The organism is Algoriphagus sediminis (assembly GCF_030403435.1).
In the GTDB taxonomy this organism is placed as follows: domain Bacteria; phylum Bacteroidota; class Bacteroidia; order Cytophagales; family Cyclobacteriaceae; genus Algoriphagus; species Algoriphagus sediminis.
The window spans coordinates 637431-661599 of record NZ_JAUEPH010000003.1 but is presented as its reverse complement, the minus strand read 5'-3'; the positions used below and the strand labels follow the sequence as shown (position 1 = coordinate 661599).

The 24169-nt window shown below is 42.1% G+C and carries 22 protein-coding genes; 10 read left to right on the top strand and 12 right to left on the bottom strand.

Annotated elements, in window-relative coordinates:
* Position 1: 1 nt before the first annotated feature.
* Both vapC and QVH07_RS09285 read right to left on the bottom strand, forming a co-directional pair.
* Positions 2-397, bottom strand: coding sequence for a type II toxin-antitoxin system VapC family toxin (gene vapC / locus QVH07_RS09290; RefSeq protein WP_289999891.1), 396 nt, complete (start codon positions 395-397; stop codon positions 2-4).
* Entirely contained in the window at positions 394-588 is a 195-nt protein-coding gene (locus QVH07_RS09285) for a type II toxin-antitoxin system VapB family antitoxin (protein WP_289999890.1), read from the bottom strand. Before QVH07_RS09285 ends, vapC begins: the two co-directional genes overlap by 4 nt.
* Positions 589-813: 225 nt before the next feature.
* Between QVH07_RS09285 and ccsA (QVH07_RS09280) the strand changes: the two genes are divergently transcribed.
* Genes ccsA (QVH07_RS09280) through ccsA (QVH07_RS09265) form a run of 4 tightly spaced genes read left to right on the top strand, consistent with a single transcriptional unit; the run spans position 814 to position 4722 of the window.
* Positions 814-1488: a cytochrome c biogenesis protein CcsA gene (ccsA, locus tag QVH07_RS09280; RefSeq protein ID WP_289999889.1), complete on the top strand. Its 675-nt coding sequence runs from the start codon at positions 814-816 to the stop codon at positions 1486-1488.
* Positions 1489-1490: 2 nt separating this feature from the next.
* Positions 1491-1748 (top strand): CcmD family protein, encoded by a 258-nt coding sequence (locus QVH07_RS09275; protein ID WP_289999888.1) that lies wholly within the window; start codon positions 1491-1493, stop codon positions 1746-1748.
* 12 nt (positions 1749-1760) lie between these two features.
* Entirely contained in the window at positions 1761-2177 is a 417-nt protein-coding gene (locus tag QVH07_RS09270; RefSeq protein WP_289999887.1) for a cytochrome c maturation protein CcmE domain-containing protein, read from the top strand.
* A 22-nt stretch (positions 2178-2199) separates the two neighbouring features.
* Positions 2200-4722: a cytochrome c biogenesis protein CcsA gene (gene ccsA / locus QVH07_RS09265; RefSeq protein WP_289999886.1), complete on the top strand. Its 2523-nt coding sequence runs from the start codon at positions 2200-2202 to the stop codon at positions 4720-4722.
* Positions 4723-4768: 46 nt separating this feature from the next.
* Here ccsA (QVH07_RS09265) and pheS read toward each other — a convergent pair whose 3' ends face one another.
* Complete coding sequence (gene pheS / locus QVH07_RS09260; protein WP_289999885.1) at positions 4769-5800, bottom strand: phenylalanine--tRNA ligase subunit alpha; 1032 nt, start codon at positions 5798-5800, stop codon at positions 4769-4771.
* Between the two features lie 224 nt (positions 5801-6024).
* On the opposite strand from pheS, the gene QVH07_RS09255 reads away from it, so the two are divergent.
* Entirely contained in the window at positions 6025-6591 is a 567-nt protein-coding gene (locus tag QVH07_RS09255; RefSeq protein WP_289999884.1) for a fasciclin domain-containing protein, read from the top strand.
* Between the two features lie 85 nt (positions 6592-6676).
* Here QVH07_RS09255 and QVH07_RS09250 read toward each other — a convergent pair whose 3' ends face one another.
* Together QVH07_RS09250 and ytxJ are read right to left on the bottom strand one after the other, a co-directional pair.
* Positions 6677-9529, bottom strand: a complete 2853-nt coding sequence (locus QVH07_RS09250; protein ID WP_289999883.1) for an outer membrane beta-barrel protein — start codon at positions 9527-9529, stop codon at positions 6677-6679.
* Positions 9530-9645: 116 nt separating this feature from the next.
* Complete coding sequence (gene ytxJ, locus QVH07_RS09245) at positions 9646-9984, bottom strand: bacillithiol system redox-active protein YtxJ (protein WP_289999882.1); 339 nt, start codon at positions 9982-9984, stop codon at positions 9646-9648.
* A gap of 70 nt (positions 9985-10054) precedes the next feature.
* On the opposite strand from ytxJ, the gene QVH07_RS09240 reads away from it, so the two are divergent.
* Both QVH07_RS09240 and QVH07_RS09235 read left to right on the top strand, forming a co-directional pair.
* Positions 10055-11455 carry a DUF4403 family protein gene (locus QVH07_RS09240; protein ID WP_289999881.1) on the top strand — a complete coding sequence of 467 codons (1401 nt, stop codon included), beginning with the start codon at positions 10055-10057 and terminating at the stop codon, positions 11453-11455.
* Between the two features lie 64 nt (positions 11456-11519).
* The gene (locus QVH07_RS09235) at positions 11520-11714 is read left to right on the top strand and encodes a hypothetical protein (RefSeq protein WP_289999880.1); all 195 of its coding nucleotides are present in this window, start codon (positions 11520-11522) and stop codon (positions 11712-11714) included.
* Here the strand turns inward: QVH07_RS09235 and acs are convergent.
* From acs to QVH07_RS09210, 5 genes are all read right to left on the bottom strand, one after another.
* Complete coding sequence (gene acs, locus QVH07_RS09230; protein WP_289999879.1) at positions 11695-13587, bottom strand: acetate--CoA ligase; 1893 nt, start codon at positions 13585-13587, stop codon at positions 11695-11697. The two genes, QVH07_RS09235 and acs, sit on opposite strands and share 20 nt — an antisense overlap.
* Positions 13588-13783: 196 nt before the next feature.
* Positions 13784-15478: a sodium:solute symporter family protein gene (locus QVH07_RS09225; protein ID WP_289999878.1), complete on the bottom strand. Its 1695-nt coding sequence runs from the start codon at positions 15476-15478 to the stop codon at positions 13784-13786.
* Positions 15479-15517: 39 nt separating this feature from the next.
* Positions 15518-15781 (bottom strand): DUF4212 domain-containing protein, encoded by a 264-nt coding sequence (locus tag QVH07_RS09220; RefSeq protein WP_289999877.1) that lies wholly within the window; start codon positions 15779-15781, stop codon positions 15518-15520.
* A 114-nt stretch (positions 15782-15895) separates the two neighbouring features.
* A complete protein-coding gene (locus QVH07_RS09215) occupies positions 15896-16642 on the bottom strand; it encodes a ZIP family metal transporter (RefSeq protein WP_289999876.1) in 747 nt (248 codons plus the stop codon).
* Between the two features lie 96 nt (positions 16643-16738).
* Positions 16739-17803, bottom strand: a complete 1065-nt coding sequence (locus QVH07_RS09210; RefSeq protein ID WP_289999875.1) for an FAD:protein FMN transferase — start codon at positions 17801-17803, stop codon at positions 16739-16741.
* 99 nt (positions 17804-17902) lie between these two features.
* Between QVH07_RS09210 and ruvB the strand changes: the two genes are divergently transcribed.
* A complete protein-coding gene (gene ruvB / locus QVH07_RS09205) occupies positions 17903-18934 on the top strand; it encodes a Holliday junction branch migration DNA helicase RuvB (protein WP_289999874.1) in 1032 nt (343 codons plus the stop codon).
* A gap of 12 nt (positions 18935-18946) precedes the next feature.
* On the opposite strand, the gene pgl is transcribed toward ruvB, so the two are convergent.
* Positions 18947-19660: a 6-phosphogluconolactonase gene (gene pgl / locus QVH07_RS09200; RefSeq protein WP_289999873.1), complete on the bottom strand. Its 714-nt coding sequence runs from the start codon at positions 19658-19660 to the stop codon at positions 18947-18949.
* A gap of 35 nt (positions 19661-19695) precedes the next feature.
* Positions 19696-21228 carry a glucose-6-phosphate dehydrogenase gene (gene zwf / locus QVH07_RS09195; RefSeq protein ID WP_289999872.1) on the bottom strand — a complete coding sequence of 511 codons (1533 nt, stop codon included), beginning with the start codon at positions 21226-21228 and terminating at the stop codon, positions 19696-19698.
* A 184-nt stretch (positions 21229-21412) separates the two neighbouring features.
* On the opposite strand from zwf, the gene gnd reads away from it, so the two are divergent.
* The gene (gene gnd / locus QVH07_RS09190; RefSeq protein WP_289999871.1) at positions 21413-22825 is read left to right on the top strand and encodes an NADP-dependent phosphogluconate dehydrogenase; all 1413 of its coding nucleotides are present in this window, start codon (positions 21413-21415) and stop codon (positions 22823-22825) included.
* 46 nt (positions 22826-22871) lie between these two features.
* The gene (gene xerA, locus QVH07_RS09185) at positions 22872-23909 is read left to right on the top strand and encodes a site-specific tyrosine recombinase/integron integrase (RefSeq protein WP_289999870.1); all 1038 of its coding nucleotides are present in this window, start codon (positions 22872-22874) and stop codon (positions 23907-23909) included.
* The last annotated feature ends 260 nt before the right edge of the window (positions 23910-24169 follow it).

The window sequence follows — 24169 nt, the reverse complement described above, 5'->3', positions numbered from 1 at the left end:
CTTAGACCAAGGCTATTTTCAGTTCCAGATATTTAACACAGGAATCGAAATCTCGGTCATTGTGTAATAGTGTCAGATCATTCTCGATACAATAGGTAGCAATAAATAAATCAATAGTTTTTCTAACCGTAATGCCTTTTCTCCTCAATAAACGATGATTTTCTGCCACCTTAATTGCAATTTCTTTTCCTCCAATTTGGTGAAAGACCAACTTTTCAAAAAGACTCAAGGCCACTTCAAAATCTCTTTTTGATTTGAAACCTTGAAGAACTTCAGCCAAAATTAAATCGCCAGTAGAAACTACTCGACGTCCAAGTGATTGATCTAAAAAATCTGTTTGGGAGTTTTCCTTACCATTGAAATAATCAATCCATACAGAGGAATCAGCCAAAATCATGAGTCGATCCTCATTTTCTCCAGATCTCCTTCCCAAGCAAGCTTGCCTCTGTAATCTCTGATCTTTTCCTGGTTTTTCAATTGAATGATCAACTTTAACCCCTCCTCTACAGTCGCCTTTTTAGTACTGAGCCCAGTGGCCTCCATGGCATCTCTCATCAATTCTTCATTAATTTCTATATTCGTTCTCATATGTGTATGATTTTTTAAAATATACACATTTAACGAATCTTTTTTCATAAGGGTTGAAGAAAAAGTACGAAGTTCCAAAACTTTAAATATCATTATCATAAAGCTTATTTATCCTGGCTTGCCTTTCATCAAATTCCTGATTCAGAGGACCAAAAAGCTCACAAAAACAGCCCATTTCAGGAACTTATACCTTATTTTTGCACTTCGTAAAAGCAAAGAGGATTTATGCGCCAAAACTGGTGGAAAATTTTAGCTGTTGCCCTTCTGATCTACACCCTGATCGCAGGACTTCTGATGGAGGCTCCCAGGCTTCCAATTCTAAATGAGACGATTCGTGCACTTCATTTTCATGTGACCATGTGGTTTGGAATGATTTTGCTTCTGATCGTTTCAGTTTATCACAGCGTGAAATTTCTACGGACCAATGACCTGTCGCATGACGATCAGGCAGTCGAATTCGCCAATATCGCAATCGTGTTTGGAGTTCTTGGAATAGCCACTGGGATGCTTTGGGCAAAGTTTACCTGGGGAGATTACTGGAGCGGTGATCCAAAGCAAAATGCCGCAGCAATCGGAATCTTAATGTATTTCGCCTACTTGATCCTTAGAAATTCCCTGACGGATAATTACCAAAGGGCAAGAATAGGGGCGATTTATAACATTTTCGCTTTTGCAGCTTTTATTCCCTTAATCTTTGTTTTACCGCGATTAACCGATAGCCTTCACCCTGGAAATGGAGGGAATCCCGGCTTCAATGCATATGATCTAGATTCCAAACTAAGAATGGTCTTTTATCCTGCTATCATCGGCTGGACATTATTTGGGGCCTGGATCGCAACAATACGGATAAGAACACGTCGAATAACCCGGGTAATGGAGGACCATTTCCTTAATTCATAATCATGAAAAAACTTATCACCATAGTGATGCTGGTTTTCAGTTTGTCAGCTTTGGCACAGGAAAAAACACCAGTGACTGAAGCGGATTACAGCAATAGTTCTGTAGAAATGGCGGACCTGATGCGATCGGAAGGAAAAATTTATGTTCTGGTCGGAATAATCCTGATCATTTTCCTCGGAATCACGTTTTACCTGATCAGCACGGATAAAAAAATAAGTAAATTAGAGAAGAAGCTTCCAGCTTTGATCAAAGAGAAATAACCCTTAGAAGAGATGAAAAAAGGACATATCCTTGGATTAGGAATCATCGCAATAGCCATCGTAATCATCATGACTTCCATCGGTGATGCGAGTAGCTATGAGGATTTTAATACTGCCAAAGAAATGATGATGGATGGGGAAGACAAACCCATTCATGTGGTGGGAGAGCTGAAGAAGGATTCTGCAGGAGAGGTAGTTGGTTTAAATGTCCGTGAGGACAAAGTTTCATTCACTTTCGTCCTGGTGGATAATAATGGGACTGAACAAGAAGTATTCTATAATGAACCTGTTCCGGCAGATTTTACCCGTTCAGAGTCCGTGGTAGTAATCGGTTCCTACAAGAACGAAGATATCTTCGTGGCTGATAAAATCCTGATGAAATGTCCTTCTAAATATCAGGAAACGGAAGTGCAGGCGGCAGGTATGTGAGTGAGAAGAAATTCCTTTTAAAATGATTGACACATTTTTAGGTGACCTCGGTCATCTGATGACCATAGTAGCTTTTGTTACGGCCCTGATTACGGCTTATGCCTACTTTAAGACGTATCAGGCAAATGAAATAGAGAAGCAAAGCTGGATGCGGTTCAGTAGAATCAGTTTTGCTATTCATGGAATCGCTACGTTTTTGATCGCAGGATCGCTGTTTGCGATCATTTATAACCATCGGTTTGAATATTTCTATGCTTACTCGCATAGTAGCAAAGCTCTTCCGGTCCATTATATGATTTCCAGTTTCTGGGAAGGCCAGGAAGGTGCTTTTATCCTTTGGATGTTTTGGAATGTCATCCTGGGTGCCTTTCTGATTCGAATCAATAAGGTTTGGGAAGCACCGGTGATGATCGTTTTTGCATTGGTTCAGGCCTTTCTGGTCTCCATGATTATGGGTGTGGTAATCGGAGATTTGAAAATCGGGTCCTCACCATTTATCCTTCTGAGAGATGCTACACAAGCTCCGATATTTCAGGTCAATCCAGATTTTGTTCCCGAAGATGGAACAGGTTTAAATCCTTTGCTCCAGAACATTTGGATGGTTATCCATCCACCTACGCTGTTTCTTGGGTATGCGTCTACCTTGGTGCCATTTGCCTTCCTTATGGCAGGATTAGCCACAAAGAAGTATTCCGAGTGGATCAGACCAGCTTTGCCATGGGCAATTTTCTCAGCTATGATTCTTGGAATGGGAATCATTATGGGAGCCTATTGGGCTTATGTTACCTTGAACTTTGGCGGATATTGGAATTGGGATCCGGTGGAAAATGCAGTGTACGTGCCCTGGCTGGTAATGGTGGCTGCAATCCACACCATGATTACTTTTAAGAAGAGTGCCACGGCTCTAAAAACCTCGATCGTTTTAGTGATCATGTCTTTTGTTTTGGTGCTTTATGCCACCTTCCTTGTAAGATCCGGAGTACTTGGAGATGCCTCAGTACACTCCTTCACAGACTTGGGTCTGTCAGGACAATTGTTGATTTATATGCTTTTCTTCCTGCTGGTAGCCGTGGTACTTTCCATACGATCATGGAAAAATATCCCGAGCTCAGAGCGGGAGGCTTCTGTCTATTCCAGAGAGTTTTGGATTTTCATCGGGGCCACCACTCTCGGTCTTATGGCCTTCCAGGTGATTCTTCCTACCTCTATCCCGGCATACAATGCACTGATTGAAAGTTTTGGTGGTATTTCTAACATGGCACCTCCGGCAGATCAGGTGGAGTTTTATACCAAATTCCAGCTTTGGTTTGCAGTAGCTTTGGCACTGCTTACCGCAGTGGGTCAATTTTTCTGGTGGCAAAAAATGGATAAATCAAAGCTAAAGAATGCACTGATTACTCCCTACGTGATTTCACTTTTGTTCTCTGCAGCTATCATTGTTTTAGCTAAAGTTTACGACTGGAAATACATCATCCTTGTAGTTGCAGGAACTTTTACCATCGTGGCTAATGCCACCATACTGGCAAAGCTTCTAAAGAAGAGCACATTCAAACTGGCCGGTGGGTCGTTGGCACATATAGGTCTTGGGATGGTGCTAATCGGAATTATGTTTAGCTCAGGATATTCCGATATCATCTCGGTCAATATGTCAGGACTGACCTACAGCAACAGCTGGGAAGATGAGATGAATAAGGAACATGTGCTGCTTTGGATCAACAAGCCCACACAGATGAAGGACTACACAGTGGTGTATCGTGGGCGCCATAAAAAGGTAGTTGGGGTGCCTGAATATGTTCCTGCCAGAATTCTGGAGACTACGCCTGAAGTGAATAAGATGATCGCAAAAACCGATTATAAAGATTACTTCAAAAAGGGCGAGGAAGTAGATATAGTGCTGGAGGAAAACGATTATTTCCAAATTGATTATTTCCAAAATGAGGTCTTGAAATTCTCGCTAAATCCCATGTCTCAGTTCAATGAGGGAATGGGCGGGCTCATTTCCTCACCTGATTCAAAAATCTATCTAAACAAAGATCTCTACACCTATGTGGCGGCAATGAATGACTATGCTGATCCAGATTGGAAAGAAGATGAGATTTATGAAGTGGCTCCAGGTGAGCAATTTCATGTGGCTGATTTTGTCACCTATTTCGACGGCGCTGAGGTGCTTGATCAAATGGATGATTATGTGATGCAGGAAGGAGATATTGCCGTCAAGGCAAAGCTTAGAATACTGGATTATGACGTGGAAAAAGTTCTAGAGCCTACCTTTATCATTAGAAATAATCAGGTTGGGAAACTTCCGGTAATTGACAATGAGCTTGGACTGAGAGTAAGCCTTGAAAACATCCTACCGGAAGAAAACAAATTTGTTTTCAAAGTGAATCAATACCAAAAAGACTACGTGGTGATGAAGGCCATTGTAAAACCTTATATCAACGTACTTTGGGTTGGGACCATCATCATGTTGATAGGATTCACTGTAGCCATCTATAGACGATTTGATGAATTCAAGAAAATGAGAGATAAGGGTCTGGAAGTTTAATCTAGACCAAGCACATAAAAAAATCCCGGCATTTGCCGGGATTTTTTTATGTGCTTAAGGATGAAAACTGCCTTAGAAAACGAACATCATTTTCTGTGAACAGCCTCAAGTCATTGACCTGATATTTTAGCATGGTGATTCGCTCAATTCCCATCCCGAATGCAAAACCGGTGTACTTTTTAGAATCAATCCCGCAGTTTTCAAGGACATTGGGGTCTACCATTCCAGATCCTCCGATCTCTACCCAGCCGCTGCCCTTACAGACATTACAGCCTTTGCCCCCGCAGATCAGACAGGAAATATCGATCTCCGCACTAGGCTCAGTAAATGGGAAATAAGACGGTCTGAAACGTACTTTGGTCTCCTTACCAAACATTTCTTTAGCGAAATGATAAAGCGTATTCTTTAAATCAGCAAACCCTACGTTTTCATCCACATAAAGTCCCTCCACCTGATGAAAGATACAATGGGCTCTTGCAGAAATCGCCTCGTTTCTATAAACTCTACCTGGAGAAAGTGTACGAATAGGTGGCTTTTGGTTTTCCATGACACGCACCTGAACTGATGAAGTATGTGTCCTCAATGCGATATCAGGATTCTTTTCAATGAAAAAAGTATCCTGCATTTCCCTGGCCGGATGGTTTTCCGGAAAGTTCAATGCTGTGAAATTATGCCAATCGTCTTCAATCTCAGGTCCTTCGGACAAATTGAAGCCTATTCGCTCAAATATTTCGATAATTCTTCTTCGGGTCGCCGTAAGCGGATGTATGGAACCCATGGCCTGGTTTCCTGGAGGCAAGGTCAAATCCAATCCACGACGACCGGATTTCTTACTACCGGAATTTACCTTTTCTATCAATTCCTGGAATTTGGCTTCAGCAGCTTGCTTAACCCCATTTACCAACTGCCCGAAGGCTTTCTTTTCCTCATTCGGTATCTCCCGCATCATACCAAACAACTGACCCACCACAGACTTTTTGGAGATAAACTCCATCCTGTAGGCTTCCAGCTCTTCTGGATTATTGGCGTCAGCTGCGGAAATGGCAGCTTCGATTTCTTGAATTTTCTCCTTATACATCCGTTTGCTTCAAATGAAGCTACAAAGCTAAGATTTTTGCTGTTTCGCAGAAAGTTTCCCGCATTCCATTCTATGAAAAGAGTTCTCCTATTTCGGGCAAAAGTAGGATCAGGTCTGTAGAGAATTCCAAAAATGGAAGAAAAATTCTACTCTACTCAATCCGAATGCTTACACCGCTGCGTAGATCAGGACAAATAATTAATCTCAACAAAACAGAAATCAACATGAAAATTCAAAAGTATCTCGGCGGTATAGTTATGGCTTATGCCTTGCTTTCAGCAAATCTCGTATTTGGCCAAATGGAAAAAACGAAAATGGTGGGTGGAGCAGAAATGTACCCTTCTAAAAACATTGTTCAGAATGCGGTTAATTCTGCGGATCACACCACACTCGTGGCAGCCGTGAAGGCAGCTGGACTAGTGGAAACCCTTCAGGGGGACGGGCCTTTTACAGTTTTTGCCCCAGAAAATTCAGCATTCGAAAAATTGCCTGATGGCACGGTAGAAACACTGTTGAAGCCTGAGAACAAGGGACAGTTAACCGCAGTACTTACCTACCATGTGGTGGCGGGTAAAATGGGCTCCAAGGAAATTGCTGAAGCAATAAAGAAAGGAAATGGCAAAGCGACCCTAAAGACCGTTCAAGGTGGACAACTGACTGCATGGATGAAGGGCAAGGACCTTTACATTACAGATGAAAACGGTGGAAAATCCAAAGTTTTGATCGCTGATGTATGGCAAAAAAATGGAGTAATCCACTCTGTAGATACCGTGGTTCTTCCGAAGATGTAAATTCTGAAATTGGATACAAGCAAAAAAGCCTTCCGGGAAAATCCCAGAAGGCTTTTTTTAATTTTTTAAGTTAATTCTGAAAGAATTACCAGGTCCTTCCGCCTCTAGATCTACCTCTGCTCCAAGGACTGTCATCTGGCTCAGGCTCTTTAAAGTTACCGATGATATAAGTGAAGGTCAGCATTCCATATCGAGTCAGGACATTAGTAAAAGTATCCGTAACTGCTACGTCTGTGATTTCTCTGGAAATACTGTTGTTCTGATTTAATAAATCAAAAACGACAGCTTTAAGCTCTGCCTTATTATTCTTAGCAAATCTCCACCCTGCTTCAATATTCCATAACCAAACAGACTGATCAAAACCTTCAGAAAGACCTCGATAAAGCGTATTACTCACATTATTACCTATAAATAGTTTACCATCATTTGGGGAAAAGTAAAGCCTGATATTGGACTCTTGGATATAGTAGTTGTTATTCAGGTTTTCCTGCAAACTAGAATTTACGATAGTGTAAGTTCCAGTAGTGCTCAGGGTGAAATCGAAGTCCTTACTGATATTGCTTGTAAATGTTACTCCCTGGCTAAGATCGAGATTATCATTGAAGTTTTTCTCACCATTGATGATGCCAGGAGTTCGATTGAAATTCACCCGGGTTCTCATATTGAACTGAAGCTTTGACTTCGCAATTGGTGCACCATACGTAGCGAAAAATCGAGTTCTGAAAGTACCATCCACATTGACCGGCTGGGTGATTTGGCCTCCAGGCCGAAGCAATATCTCGCCGTTAATCAAAGTATCCTGACTGGCGATAAAGGTATTGGTTCCGATAAAGTTACTGGTACCCGAGTAATTGATGAACATAAAGAAAGTCCTCGATTTCTCTAGATTCACCTTACTCATGTTTGCAAAAATATTGTGATTGTAGCTCTGGCCAAGATTTGGATTACCTACACTTAGGTTAAGTGGATTTTGGTTGTTGATCACATTCTGAAGTTCATTTACACTTGGCTCATCCGTATCAGTTCTATATCGAATCCTGTATGAAACCCCTGTTTCTCTATTTCTGTAACTCAAGTTTGCACTTGGTAAAAGATTATTGAAGTTCTGGTTGAATTCACCTACAGTGGGGAAAACACTCTCATTTTTTTGCTGGGCATTTTGATAATCCAAAGAGAAATTCAAATTAAACCCATTGTTATTCCAGGCATAGCCAGTACTGATACGGTTGGTAATAAATCTGTTTTCAAATTCATTACTCAAGGCAGTATCCAATTCGAAAAAGTCCTGATCTTCACCCAAAACCTGAGTCTTTTGATTCGCTGAGGTCTTATTATTTCCAATTCGATATTGCAGCGTTCCTATACTTTTTTCACCAAGCGGTTCAGTATATCTAAGATTCACACGATAGTTAAATCCATTGGATAGTGCGTCTGTTTCCTGCAATGTCGTATCTACCAAATTTCGCTGAAAATCCCTGCTAGCTGCAAGCAGGTCGGAAACCTGGTCTCGATCATTCCAGGTTGTAGAAATATCAGAAGATAAGGTTCTACCGGTTTTATTGAATTTATAACTGTAGGTAATATTATTGGCGATATTGAATGCCATGGTCTCAGAATTTGAAATGGACCTAAGAGCACTCAAGGAGTCGCCAGTACTGGCAAGAGTGAGTGCATCTCTATCACTGAAGGTCCTATTATTCTGGAATGAAATATTCGGAGTGATAATAAGGCTGTTCTTTTCATCTATATCAGCCTCAATTCTGGCATTTACCCGGTGATTATAATTATCAACTGTATTAATCAGGTTTTCCTGATAAATCTGTCTGAAGTCCTCGTTTACTACAGTCTCACGGTTTGTAATTTGATTAAGGGTATTTCCAGTGTTATTGAAGAAATAACTTCCGGTAAAATTGACTTTGGATCCCCACTTATCACTGAAGTTCAACCCAACAGAGTTCGTATTTATAATTCCTATATCATTTCCTACAAAGAAATTACTGTTTCCGCCACCTCTGCCCCAGCGTCTCCTGCCACCTCCTCCGGAGGCATTGGCATTAACTCCGGCAAGATCCTGGCTAGAGAAGTTTTGTTGGTTTACATTATTGAAAAGGCCCAAAATGGAGAACCTTCTATCCCCTGAGAATAAATTAATACTTCCTCCCCCGGTATATCTATCATCCGTACCATATCCCGCATATGCACGTCCAAACTGTCCATTTCTTCTATCCTCCTTGAGTATAATGTTGATCGTTTTGGTATAGGTTCCGTCGTCAAATCCTGTTAATCGGCTTTGATCGGATCTTTGATCTAAAACCTCCACCCTATCGATCGCATCTGCAGGAAGGTTTCGCAGAGCGATATTCGGATCTGATCCAAAAAACTCTCTACCGTCTACCAATACTTTTTGTACCTGCTCACCCTGCGCTTCTAATTGTCCACCATTCATGGTAATACCGGGCATTTTTCGGATTAAATCTTCAGCCTGAGCATTTTCTTGGGTTTTGAAAGCATTGGCATTGAAGGAGGTAGTGTCTCCTCTCATTTCTCCCACAGGAACTTCACCTTCGATCAGCACTTCTCCAAGTACCTGGGAATCCTCTAATAAAACCAATTCGCCCAAATCCAGAGACTGTCTAATATTGTGAGTTCTTGAAATGGTTCGGTATCCTACAAATGTGATTTCGATTTTCACGTCAGGAATTTCCGGTCTGACAACTTCAAATTTACCAGCTCCATCAGTCACGGCTCCGACCAATAATGAATCAGTCACCGTTTTGATCAAGACGTTTGCACCCACCATGGGCTGGTTCTCTACTCCATCGATAACTGTTCCTGTAAGTTTTCTCTGGGGACTTTGATTTTCAGTGTTTTGGGCTATTGAACTTTCAACAGTGAATACACAAAAAACGAAAAATAATAGGGTAAAAATTCTTACCATGTTTGTTGGGATTTACTCTACTTTGACTTTCGAAAAAAGCTAAAGGTTTAAATCCAACTCCAACAAAAACAAGAGAGGGGTATTCTGGTGATAAATGGCTTAATTCAATGGTGAAATTATGACCCCTGCGAGAGAATATCCTGATAGGAAATGTTAAAGTGACTGCTATCGTATACAGCTTTTCCATTTTTTATAATGATCGCCTGAGGAGATTGATGGTAAACTTCAAACTGCCTGGCAACCAAATCAGAAATGTCACGATGTGCGATCAGGTCTAAAAAATAAGGCTCTACTTTTTGGGAATCGCTCTCCTGCCATTTCCTCAAAAGCCGATTTAGAGACATACTACTAATGCTGCACCTTGTACTGTGCTTAAAAATCAAAACAGGTTTTTCCTTACTGACCCTTTTGATCTCTTCCAGTTGTTCCTCAGTAGTGAGCTCTTTCCAATTCATTTTATTAAATCTTACTTTTGGAGAATCCGTACAAAGCACTAAAAGTTCCCTCTTTTTGGAATCATCAGATATGCGCCCTTTTCACTCTCCCAAAATTAGAATTCCTTTAAATCTTATTTTGATTTTTACACTGATTTTTTCGGCCTGCAAGTCCAGTTTCCCAACCAGTGAATCAGGAGATATTTTAACCCCTCCTCCAACCATTTCTCGGGTAAATACAAACATAAAAATCCCAAAAAATACCTTCGAGAAGGTAATCAACTCCCAAGTACCAATTCAAATTTACCAAGGGAAGGATATGGATTTTGGAAATGGTCTTGAAGGAGATTTACTGGTTAAAAGAACAGGGGCTATTTCCGTAACCCCAGTTGATAGTCAGTTGGTTCGACTTACCATACCCCTGGACATACAAGGAGAGGTGGGACTTAAAGCTTCAGGGCTCGGAAGCTTTCTAAAAGGCAAGCTACCCATAAATGAATCAATCAGGCCAACTATTTTACTGGACCCTAAGGTAAATTCAGATTGGTCAGTAGGAGTGGCAAAATTGGAAATCCTAGATCTTGGGGGTGATGTGAATCTGGATTTAATGGGGATGCAGGTGGATTTGAATAAGCTTTTGCTTTCGCAAATGCAGAAATTCGCTGAATCCAGATTACTGCAAAGAGATGATCTTATCTCTCTCAAACCATTTGTTGATTTAGCCTGGGAACAGGTTGGGCGCCCTGTTGAATTGGAATGGAGAGGAGTGGCCAAAGCTTTCTCCATTCAACCCACACGAGCTGGATGGAGAGACTTTTTTGATGAGGAAGAAAACTATAATATTTGGCTAGGAATGGATGGGAAAATTAATTCTCATCCCGCCAATGCCGCTCCAAGTCGAGCTTTCCCTTTACCTTCTTTGAGTACAAATAAGGACTCTACAAATACATTTGAAATAGTTATTCCCCTTGCCTTAAGCTATTCTCAAATGGATGATCTGTTGGAAGAAAATCTGGGAAATAGAATTTATCAGGTTGATAAAAAGACCAAATTTCAACCGTCAAATTTTAGAAGTCAGGCCTTTGGTTCATTTATTGGAGTGACCATGGATTTTATCGCCACAAAAAACAACGGAAAGGAAATCTCGGGTGAGATATTCCTGGTGGGTAAACCCATTTACAAGGAAAATCTTCAAAGTCTGGTATTTGAGGAAATCAATTTTCGACTCGATTCGGATAGCTTTCAGGCCCAAACAGGTGCGGGTCTAAAGCGAAAAAAGATCATTCGCCAAATGGAAAAACGAGCTCAATTCCCAATTGGGGAGGTGATGGCTGAGAGCATTTACGGTTTAGAAAATCAATTAAAATTGAACACACCCATAGGAACATTTCAGGTGGAAAATCTGAAAATCACTCCAAATTTCTACCCACAGGAAAACGAGTTTCTAATTCATTTTGTGGGTAATGGAGAGGTAAATACCGAAATCAAATAGTTTATTTTTTCGGACAGAATGTCTCAAAATACAGATTGGAATACAAATTGACCCTTCTCTCCGTATGGAAAAACACCAGAATCTCTGGAAATCAATCAGAAAGCTAACTTGGGCATTAATTGTAGCCTTTATGGTAGGGGTTCATAATTTTTATCAGCAAAAAGAGGATTCTCCTGAATCAATTAAATCCAAGATTGAACTTATAGAAAAGCAGGAGAATGATGATCCCAATAAAGGGATTACTTCCTGCCCTCAATAATCTGATTTACCACTTCTGGATCCAAAAGCGTAGAAGTATCTCCCATATTGTCCAAACTGTTTTCAGCCACTTTTCTTAGAATCCGTCGCATAATCTTCCCAGATCTGGTTTTTGGTAATCCAGGTACGATCTGAATCTTGTCAGGTTTAGCGATCGGCCCAATGATCTTTGACACTGTTGTCTTTATCTCATTGATCAAATTATCTTCTGTTCGATTACTAAGATCACAAATCACATAAGCATAGATTCCCTGACCTTTGACCTCATGTGGATATCCCACCACAGCCGATTCGATTACAAGCGGATGTTCATTAATGGCATTCTCGACTTCGGCAGTTCCCATTCTGTGACCTGAAACATTGATCACATCATCCACACGACCAAGAATTCTGTAATAACCATCATGATCTCGCTTCACACCATCACCCGTGAAATACATATTTTCATAGGTTGAGAAATAGGTTTGCTTACAGCGATCATGATCTCCATAAGTGGTTCGAATCATGGACGGCCATGGGAATTTTATGCAAAGATTTCCCTCCACCGAGTTTCCTTTAAGTTCCTTACCATCGGCATCTACGATGCAAAGCTGAATTCCTGGCAGGGGTAATGTCGCATATGCCGGCTTGGTAGGTGTAATCCCGGCAATCGGTGAAATCAGAATTCCTCCAGTTTCAGTTTGCCACCAAGTATCCACGATAGGACAATTAGACTTACCGATATGGGTGTGATACCAGTGCCAGGCTTCTTCATTGATCGGCTCCCCAACTGATCCCAAAACCTTCAAGCTACTCAAGTCATAACCTTCGATGGGTTCGGTTCCATAAGCCTGCAAAGCTCTGATAGCAGTAGGTGCAGTATAGAAGACATTTACTTTATGCTTTTCGCAAACTGCCCAAAATCTACCTGCATCTGGATAAGTTGGAACCCCCTCAAACATTAAGGTCGTCGCTCCCGCCAAAAGAGGTCCATACACGATATAGGAATGACCTGTAATCCAGCCAATGTCTGCCGTACACCAGTAGACATCTCCGGGAGTATATTGGAATACATTTTTAAAACTGTAGGAAGTATAGACCATATACCCTCCAGTGGTATGAACCACACCTTTAGGCTTACCGGTAGAACCAGAGGTGTAGAGAATGAAAAGCATATCCTCAGAATCCATCTCTGTGGCAATGTTCTCCGTCGATTCTCCCTCAATTATATCATGCCACCAGTAATCTCTTCCCTCAGTCATCTGAACTTCCAGCTTGGTTCTTTGGTAAACGATCACTGTTTCAACAGATGATTTCTGCAGGGCTTCATCCACCACTGCTTTGACCGGGATTTGCTTTTTCCCTCGAAAGTTTCCATCGGAGGTCAAAACTGCCTTGGCATCACAATCATTTATCCGATCAGCAAGTGCATTGCTCGAAAAACCAGCAAAAACAACAGAGTGCACCGCTCCAATTCTGGCACAAGCAAGCATAGCGATCGCGGCTTCAGGGATCATGGGCATATAAATGATCACCTTATCTCCTTTGCTAATTCCTTTTTCCATCAGAGCATTTGCGAAGCGACAAACCTCCCTGAATAGCTCACGATAAGTCAGCGTTCTCCCCGGTTCATCTGGGTCATTCGCCTCCCAAATAATAGCAGGCTTATCCGCCAAAGTATAGAGATGTCGCTCAAAAATATTCTCGGTAATGTTCAGCTTTCCATCCACAAACCACTTCACATCGGGCTTTTTGAAATCCCAATCCAAAACCTGAGACCATCTCTTGCGCCAATGAAATGAATCTGCAATTCTCGCCCAAAATTCTTCAGGCTGTGCTACACTTTTTTGATACTCGTATAAATATCCGCTGAGGGTGTGAATTCGATCGCTCATAGCAATGGGTTTATTGGGGTTATTTTTATTGAACTTTGGCCTTCAGCCAAAATCCAAAACAAGATAAAAATCAAAGTGAAAAAGACCTTCTTTTCCGGAACCTTTATGACTTAATTAATTAAAAAAATTAAATATGTATAGGTCAATTACAAGATTTTATTAAAAATCTGAAAATCACGACAGAATTAAATGGGTTTCAGTCTTTTTTAAATTTGCTGGACTTTTCCTCTCCTCTGGGAACCCGGATTTCCTCAATCATGTCCCTCACGGATTGGGGAGGGGGCGGTGTGAGATGAGAAACGATTCCGCAAACAAGGAAATTGATAAACATCCCGATAGAGCCAATGCCCTCAGGAGAGATCCCGAACAACCAGTTTTCTGAGCTATTCAATTCTGGACTGATGAACTTGAAATACACAATATAAGCAGCCGTAAAAAGCATTCCTGATATCATTCCCACAATGGCTCCCTCTTTATTTATCCGGGTAGAAAAAATCCCCATTATGATGACTGGAAAGAATGAAGCTGCCGCCAAACCAAAGGCAAAGGCCACTACCTGAGCGACGAATCCCGGTGGATTCACCCCAAAATACCCAGCAATAACAACAGCGCAGGCGGCGGAAATTCTGGCAATCCTCAACTCCTTTTTTTCGGACAGATCTGGCTGATAAGTTTTAAATAAATCACGTGAAACTGAGGTAGAAATCACTAAAAGTAAACCAGCTGCGGTGGACAGCGCTGCAGCCATGGCTCCTGCCGCGACAAGCCCGACTACCCAGTTCGGAAGTTGGGCGATCTCTGGACTAGCCAGCACCATAATATCCCGATCAATATTCAATTCATTAGTTTCCGGATCTGCGAGATATTGGATTTTTCCATCCCCATTTTTATCGTCCACCTGAATCAGGTCTGTCATTTGCCAGGTAGAAATCCATTGAGGTAAATCCTCTATTGAGGTCTCAGAAGTACTGTCTATGGTATTATAAATTCCGAAAGCAGCCACCGCCGGAGCCGTGGTGTAAAGTATGGCGATGAAAACCAAAGCGTAGCCTGCGGAGAGTCGGGCATCTTTCACTCTTGGCACCGTAAAGAATCTCACAATCACATGTGGTAAACCAGCTGTTCCTACCATTAAGGCAAGGGTAATCATCAATACATCTACCATCCCTTTCCTACCATCAGTGTATTCATGGAAGCCCAGTTCTGAAAGTACACCATCCAATTTATCCAAAAGTGGGGTACCGTCGGCTAACTCTCCCCCTAAGCCGAATTGCGGAATGGGATTACCGGTAAGCTGCATGGAGATAAAAATGGCAGGGACCATGTAGGCGAAAATCAGCACACAATACTGAGCCACTTGCGTGTAAGTAATCCCTTTCATCCCTCCAAGCACTGCATAGAAGAAAACGATACACATTCCGATGATCACTCCCCATTCAATTGGTACCTCCAGATAGCGCGAGAAAACAATCCCGACTCCTCGCATTTGGCCCGCCACGTAAGTAAAGGACACAAACAATGCACAGATGACGGCTACCACCTTGGCACCTTTAGAATAGTAGCGATCACCCACGAAATCAGGAACGGTAAACTTCCCAAATTTTCTCAGGTAGGGAGCTAATAGCAAGGCCAAAAGCACATAGCCTCCGGTCCAGCCCATGAGATAAACTGAACCATCATATCCCGCGAATGCGATAATTCCGGCCATAGAAATGAAGGAAGCGGCAGACATCCAATCTGCAGCCGTTGCCATTCCATTTGCCAGGGGAGATACTCCACCTCCTGCGGTATAAAATTCTTTGGTCGAAGCAGCTCTGGACCAAACCGCTATCCCGATGTAAAGGGCGAAGGTAAATCCAACTAAAATATAGGTCCAGGTTAAAATCTCCATAAGGCTGCGAGGTGATGGGCAGAGGGTTTAAAACTTCGTTTATTCTTCGTCTACATCAAACTCCTTATCGAGCTGATTCATTCTATAGACGTAAGCAAAAATCAAAAGAATAAACATGAAAATCGATCCTTGCTGAGCAAACCAAAATCCGAGTTTATAACCTCCGATCCGAATTTGATTGAGCTCCTCCACGAAGAGAATACCACAGCCGAATGAAACTATAAACCAGATGGTCAAAAGGATAGCAAGTGTTTGAAGGTTCTTTCTCCAATAGGACTTTTGGTTCTCTTTTGACTTTGGCATAAATCTTAAAATAGGGTCTTGGCCTCACTTCTTTTCATAGAAAGAAGAATTCTTCAAAATAAATGATTGGCTAATACTTACGTGTGGTAATATAGTAATTCGAGCCAAAAGGACTTAAAAGAAAAACTCCGAAACTACGGCCAAAGCCGCTGCCATAAAACTAACAAACAATTTATTCCATTGGACTTTGTGCTGAGGGCTGCTTTCAAAAAAGATCGTAGTGGAAATATGTAAAAACCCTCCAGCCACCAACCCATAAAGAATTCCTATCCACTCTTTTTTAATCATGCCTAACTCAAAAAGATAGGAGCTGGATAGCATTCCCAAAGGTGAAGCCAAAGCAAAAACGACTAACAAAATGGCCGCTACTTTTCTGGATAATGCTGAACTCAAAACTGCAGCGAGTGCAAATGCAGCAGGTGCTTTATGCATAAGTATCCCTACCAAAACCGTTTTACTATCGTGCACATGACCGACCATGTCTTCGTGATCCATTAGCTCCCCATGAGAAAGTAGTGTACCTTCCAAAAAGGCATGTATACATAAGCCAAACATCACGGTAAAAACTGCTCCCGAACTTTTGCCATGCATATGGATATGTCCGTGTTCGATTCCACTGGATAAAAATTCTAACAACTGCTGTAATAAAAAGCCCAGCAATATCCATAGCCCCATTTCTGAAGCAGAATACCCACTAGTAAAAAGCTCTGGCAGTAAATGAATAACGGTAATTGAAAAGAGGTATGACCCAGCAAATACTAAGACCAGCCTAAAATATCTCTCCTTGTATTTCGGGAAGATAAGTACCAGAGATCCGGCAATGACCGCGGTAAAAAAAAGAAGAAAGAAATTGAGGATCATTCGTGTTTTTCGGGAGAATAAATCTAAGAAGTTTACCTAAAACCAGCGCAAAGCTAAAAAGATTCAACCTAAATGCAACAATGTTGCATTTATGGTTTACTCTAAAGGAAAAGATAGATATGGCTTCAAACTTTCTGAAGCAAAACTCTCATAGCCACCATCGCCATCGCCATAAATCAGAAACACTTCAATTTCGTCAAGCCTCTCGTCTAATTCAATTGCTTTCTCCGTTCCCATCACCATCATGGCAGTAGCATAAGCATCTGCGGTCATACAATCAGCAGCTATCACTGTGGCACTCAGAAGTCCATGTCGGACCGGATACCCGGTTTTAGGATCTATGGTGTGAGAAATCATCACAGAGTCTCGAACATAGAAGTTTCGATAGTTTCCGGATGTGGCCATACCTTTATCCTGGAGTGCTACGATATTGTAAATGTCGCTGGACGAGGATTCCTCATTGGGGCGATTTACCCCGAGCTTCCAAAGTTCTCCTTTATCATTGACGCCTTTGGCAGCCAAGTCACCCCCGATTTCCACCAGGTAATTCTGAATTCCCTTATCGCTTAAAAATTTAGCCACTACATCCACTCCATACCCTTTGGCAATAGCCGAAAAATCTAGATAAATGGCAGAATCACTTTTGGTCAGCTGAGTCTCATCGAAGGTTATCTTGTCAAACCCAACCGAGTTCACCATTTTGCGAATATCTACTGAATCTTTCATCTCAGGACCTCCAGGTCCAAAGCCCCAGATATTAACCAATGGTCCCACTGTGGGATCAAAAGCTCCACCGGTTTCCTCGTAAATCTCCTTGCTTCGGTTCAAAATGGGATACATAAAAGGGTACTCATAAACCAAAGTATCGTTTTGATTAAAGCGACTTATTTCAGAAGTCGGGATATAAGTGGATAAACTGAGGTTAAAAACCTCTAAAACCGAATCGATCTGCACTTTAAAATCCCTACCAGAATCATCCAGATAAGTTACATTATAGGTGGTTCCCATAGTTTGCCCGTTTAAGCTGATCTTACCGACCACTTCGGTTTCACCTTCAGTTTCCAGCGGCTTGGAATCCCTGGTTCGATAGGTATAAACGACCACCACCATAAGTAGTAAAATCAAGGAATAGACAATATTTTTTCGGGCGTTTGGTCGCATAGGTAAATCTTTGCCCCAAATTTAAATGATAATATCCGATGAAAGGAATCTATTGAGTAGGGATAGGGTATTTTCCTATATTTGCTTAGCTCAAAAACTATGAGAGAAGAGTATTTATCTGCAGATGACGAGCATCTAAGCTCCAATGATCGGGAATTCGAAAAAGCCCTGCGCCCACTAAGTTTTGAAGACTTCACAGGGCAGGCCAAAATCGTGGAAAACCTTAGAGTTTTTGTCCTTGCGGCAAAAAAGAGAGAAGAATCCCTTGATCATGTGTTATTGCATGGGCCCCCAGGCCTGGGAAAAACCACGCTTAGCCATATCATCGCCAATGAACTCAACACCGGGCTAAAAATCACCTCCGGACCTGTTCTTGACAAACCTTCGGATTTAGCTGGCTTACTCACCAATCTGGAAGAAGGAGATGTGCTCTTTATCGATGAAATTCATCGACTGAATCCTATCGTGGAAGAGTATCTCTATTCAGCCATGGAGGATTTTCGAATTGACATTATGCTGGACTCCGGTCCAAATGCCCGTTCAGTTCAGATAAATCTGAGTCCGTTTACCTTGATTGGTGCCACGACCAGGTCAGGTTTGCTTACTTCTCCGCTTAGGGCAAGATTTGGTATCAATAGCCGATTGGAATATTATGATGCAAAGCTTTTGACGGACATTGTCACTAGATCTGCGGGAATTCTGGATACTCCCATTGATGAAGTAGCGGCATATGAAATTGCAAGGAGAAGTCGGGGCACACCAAGGATTGCAAATATGCTCCTGCGACGAACACGCGACTTTGCGGAGGTAAAAGGGGATGGACGAATTACCCTTGATATTGCTCAAATGGCTCTGGATGCCCTGGATGTGGATAGTAATGGGCTAGACGAAATGGATAATAGAATCCTTCTGACTATTATCGAGAAATTCAAAGGTGGACCGGTCGGCTTAGGAACCATTGCCACAGCCTGTGGTGAGGAATCCGAAACCATAGAGGAAGTGTACGAACCATTCTTGATACAGGAAGGGTATCTCAAAAGAACGGCCAGAGGAAGAATGGCTACCGAGCTGGCTTACAAGCATCTAAATGTGAAGCCGAACTCAGGAACAGGAACACTCTTTGATCCCTAAGAAAAGTTTGGATTAATCGAGTTCACTCGCAGCGGCCTCATCCAGAAACCAAATGAAATCTGGAGTATCAGGATTCACATGGCTCGCTGGGTAGTCCTTGTAATTTCCCTGGTGTCGGGTGATTTCCCGTACTTTCTCAGCCTTGGACTCCCCGGTAACCAGAAAAACCACAGCTTGAGCGGCATTAATTACTTTTCCGGTGATGGTTACTCTTTTCTGTCCAGAAACAGGATGGTTTCCAACCACACAATTTTCTTCAGCGTTCCAGAGCTCCATAGATTCTGGAAAAATGGAAGCCGTATGTCCATCATCTCCTAATCCCAAGACGATCAAATCAAACTCTGGAGTCCCATTTTCCTGTGGAAGATTTTTGGCTAGCAACTCGGAATATCTTTTGGCTTCTTTCTCTGGTTTATCTTCTCCCTTCATTCTGAAAATATTATCCTTTGGGATATCGATCTTCGAAAGAAGGTGGTCATTCGTCATTTTATAGTTGCTCTCATCATTCCCGGGATGCACGCACCTTTCATCCACCCAATAGATATTTACCTTTCTCCAGTCGATTTCATCACCGAAATTTTCAGCAAGAAAATCAAAGATTGCTCTGGGGCTGTTTCCTCCTGAGAAAGCCACATTGCTTGTCTTGTCAGATTCCACTAGAGATTTAAAAAAAATGGAAAAGGCTTCTGCCAAATCCTCCTTGGTCTTTGAAATACGAATTTCCATAAATGCGGTTAAGGGTTAAAGGGTCGATCTTGAAATCAAGACAAAATACAAAAACCTGACTCATCTGTCAGCAGGTCACCAGGATTTCTCCAGCCAAATTTCTCTTCAATAAGCTCATCAGAGTTTTTCGGACCCCAGGTTCCGGCGGCATAGCCATAGGTGGTCACTTTATCACTTTCTTTCCAACACTTCAGGATGGGGTCTACAAACTCCCATGCTGCTTCCACCTCATCTGCACGGGCATACAAAGTGCTATCACCCTGCATGGCATCAAGAAGTAATCTCTCATAAGCATCCATGACCTGAGCCGAATCCAGATCAGAATAGTAAAAGTCCATATTCGCCTGCTCCACATGGAAGCCAAGGCCAGGAACTTTCACACCAAACTTAATCAGAATTCCTTCGTCCGGTTGAATTCGTATGATGAGCTTATTATCCTGTCTATAAACATCCTGGCTTGAAAAAACCTGATGATGTGGGGTCTTAAAGTGGATGACGGCTTCGGTAACCTTTGTGGGCATTCGCTTCGCAGTACGAACGTAAAAAGGCACTCCCTTCCATCTCCAGTTATCAACGAAAAATCGGACAGCCGCATAAGTCTCGGTGGTGGAGTCCGGATCTACTCCATCCTCCTGGCGATAGCCTTTCACTTTTTTGCCAGAAACGGTGGATTCCACATATTGACCTCGAAGGGTATTTTCCAGAATATCGTCCTCATCCTTCATAATTCTTAAGGATTTCAGGGCTTTGACCTTCTCATCCCGAATCTCCTCTGCATTGGAATTTATGGGTGGTTCCATCACCAGTAGGGATACAATCTGAAGCAAATGGCTTTGGAACATATCTCTCAATGCTCCTGACTTATCGTAATATCCTCCGCGCTTCTCCACACCCACTGTTTCTGCATTGGTGATTTCCACATGATGGATGTAATTTCTATTCCAGAGTGGTTCGAAAATGCTATTGGAAAAACGAGTGACCAGAAGATTTTGAACCGTTTCTTTTCCCAGATAATGATCGATCCTGTACACCTGAGACTCCTCGAAATAGTGATGCAAACCTTCATTTAAAGCTTTGGCGCTAGCCAAATCATAACCAAATGGCTTCTCCACGATGATACGCTTCCAGCCTCGGTCCTCCTTCGTCAGTCCCTCCTCGCAGAGATTTTTAGCTATGGTCTCATACAGACTCGGCGGAGTAGATAGGTAAAAAATATAATTTTCCTCGGTGCCAAACTCTTCATTCAGATAGGCGATCCGATTGGCAAGCTTATCGTAAGAATCGGTATAGCGCTTTCCCAAATCCTGGTAAAAAAGCTTTTCAGTAAACTTCTTAACAAAATCCTCGCTTTGCTCTTTCAGCTGAGACTGTAGAAATGAGCTTTCGGCAACCACCTTTTTTCTAAACTCCTCATCCGTCATATCACTACGGCTGGTCCCCAGCACGACAAAGTTTTCAGGCAGGTGCTCGCCCTTATAAAGGTTGTATAAAGCCGGGACAAGTTTCCTTGCGGTTAGGTCTCCTGATGCCCCAAAAATCACGAGCATCTGGTTAGCAACTTTTTTCATTCAAAAACTTTAATCAGGTTCTTAATGCATGAGGAAATACTTCTTTAACGGTCTTTTCTCCAATTCTTCCTCAAAAGCTCAAAGGTAACTCTTATTTTTGGCACTGGGTCCAAAGCTGACAGACATTCTCTGCACAAGAAACGGAGCCCGATGATTTTTGACCAAAACGAAGAAACATAAAAGCATGAAAAAGGATTTTTACGATTTTGGATTGATTGGCTTGGGAGTAATGGGAAGAAACTTCATCCTCAATGTGGCCGACAATAATTTTAAAGCTCTGGGTTATGACCTGGACGATGAAAAGGTCAATGCACTAATCGAAGAAGGCGGAAATTCGGATCGTGTAAATGCGACTACCGAGCTTTCCGAGTTCACGCAGGGACTATCTCACCCCAGGAAAATCATGCTTTTGGTGCCTGCCGGCAAAATTGTAGATCAGGTCATCGAGGACCTTCTTCCCCACCTAGACGAGGGTGACATTATCATCGATGGAGGAAACTCCTTCTTTACCGATACCGATCGCAGGGAAGAATATCTTCAAAGCAAAGGAATCAACTTCTTCGGATCAGGAGTTTCAGGCGGTGCAAAAGGTGCCAGAAGAGGCCCAAGCATTATGCCCGGAGGAAATCGTGAGGCCTATCAACATGTCAAGCCTATCTTCGAAGCAGTGGCTGCCAAATACAAAGGCGAACCCTGCGTGGCCTATTTGGGGCCAAAGTCTGCCGGGAACTATGTGAAGATGGTTCATAATGGCATAGAGTACGCCATGATGCAGCTAACCTCTGAGATTTATGATGTGCTAAAAAAGGGGGCTGGACTTAGCAATGAAGAACTTCATGAGGTCTATTCCAAATGGAACAAAGGAAGACTTCAGTCCTTTCTGGTGGAAATTACCGCGGAGATTTTCGAACAGAAAGATGATCTGACTGATGGATATCTGGTGGATGCCATCCTGGATAAAGCCAAACAAAAAGGAACCGGAAAGTGGACTTCCCAAAATGCCATGGACTTGGGAATTCCTATTCCAACGATAGATGTAGCAGTAAGTATGCGGGAAATCTCTGCACTAAAAGAGGAAAGGGTAAATGCAGAGTCAGTTTACCCAAAATCTGAAATAGAAAGCAGACCAAAGGATGAACTTATCGTCGAAGCCGAGAATGCCCTTTATTTTTCCTTTATCATGGCTTATGCACAGGGGTTACATCAGTTAGCCAATGCATCCAAAGAATACGATTATGATCTAAATCTTTCAGAAATAGCCAAAATCTGGAGAGCAGGATGCATTATCCGCGCGGAGCTTCTTGCCGATATTTCTGAGGCTTATACCGCATTACCTGAATTAGACAGCATTTTAATTTCACCGATTTTTGTTTCAAAGATTAAAGAGACCCTGGGAGGGACGAAAAAACTGCTAACCTTCGGTATGAATAATGGTATCCCTCTTCCGGGAGTAGCCAATTCCCTGAATTACTTTTATGCCTACACCTCAGGCCGACTTCCGCTTAATTTGATTCAAGCCCAGCGGGACCACTTTGGTTCGCATACCTATGAGAGATTGGACCGAGATGGGGTTTTTCATACGGAGTGGGAAGCCTAGTCAAATGAGTTGATTTATTTTTTATATTGAGGTTCAACACTTTTTTATGGAACTCTCTCAACTCAAAATCAAAGGCAAGTATTATCTGAGTTTGACGATTCCTTATGACAGGGAACTGATTAATCAGGCAAAAAGCCTTGGGGGGCATTGGATCTCGGATCGAAAAAAGTGGTTGTTTCCATATTCTACCAACCTCACTCGTAAGCTGGAACTGGCCTTTTGGCTGGAAAGTCCCGCGAAGCAAAACAAGATAAGAGTCCCTGCCGAATATCTAGCACTTCTCGAACGAAAACGCTATAGTCCAAATACGATTCAAACCTACTGCTCACTCTTTAGTCAGTTTTTAAATTACTTTAAGGAGGTCGAGCCTTCTGAGTTAACGGACAGCCATGTGGCCACCTTCCAGACCCACCTGGTCAAAGAAAAAAGAATTTCTACCTCCAGCCAAAACCAGTACATCAATGCGATCAAGTTTTATTTCGAAAAAGTACTGGGAAGAGATAAGAGAAACTATCACATCGATCGACCTATTAAAGAATTTAAGCTTCCTACAATTCTAAGCGAAAAAGAGGTCTTGACTATTCTTCGCTCTGTTGTTAACCTAAAGCATAAGGCGATGTTATACCTGGTTTATAGTTCAGGTCTTCGAGCAGGTGAAGTGGTGAATCTTAAAATTTCGAATATAGACGGTGAGAAAATGAGAGTTTATATCCGAGGGGGCAAAGGCAAAAAGGATCGGGTAACGATCCTTTCGCAGAAAGCACTTGAAATATTACGCGACTACTTTAAAAAATATATGCCTGAAAGCTATTTGTTTGAGGGACAAAATGGAGGACATTATACAACTTCCAGTTTAAGAAAAGTATTCCAAAACGCCCTTCGAGCTGCTGGCATTGACAAAAAGGTAACACTACATTCTTTGCGACATAGCTTTGCGACTCATTTATTGGAAACCGGTGTAGATTTACGGTACATTCAGGAGCTGCTTGGACATAACTCAAGTAAAACAACTGAAATCTACACCCATATCACACATAAGGGATGGGCAAAAATCAAGTCTCCTTTAGATTTATTGGATCTATGATGCGAACCGACAAGGTTCCCGATAGCCGAAAAAGAATCATTGGCTATCGGGAAGTTTTAACTATATATATTGAATATAACCGCCACAACAGTGGCTGATAGCCAACGTTGTGCGGCATACAAAGAAAGCCCACGCGCAAACAGGCACATTTGTTTTTTGCCGACACGCAAAGCCAACGCTGAAAAACCAAAAGAGCCTGTTTTGTTGCCAACGCTCGACAGGAAAATGATAAATTGAAAAACTATAAGTAAGACCAAGAG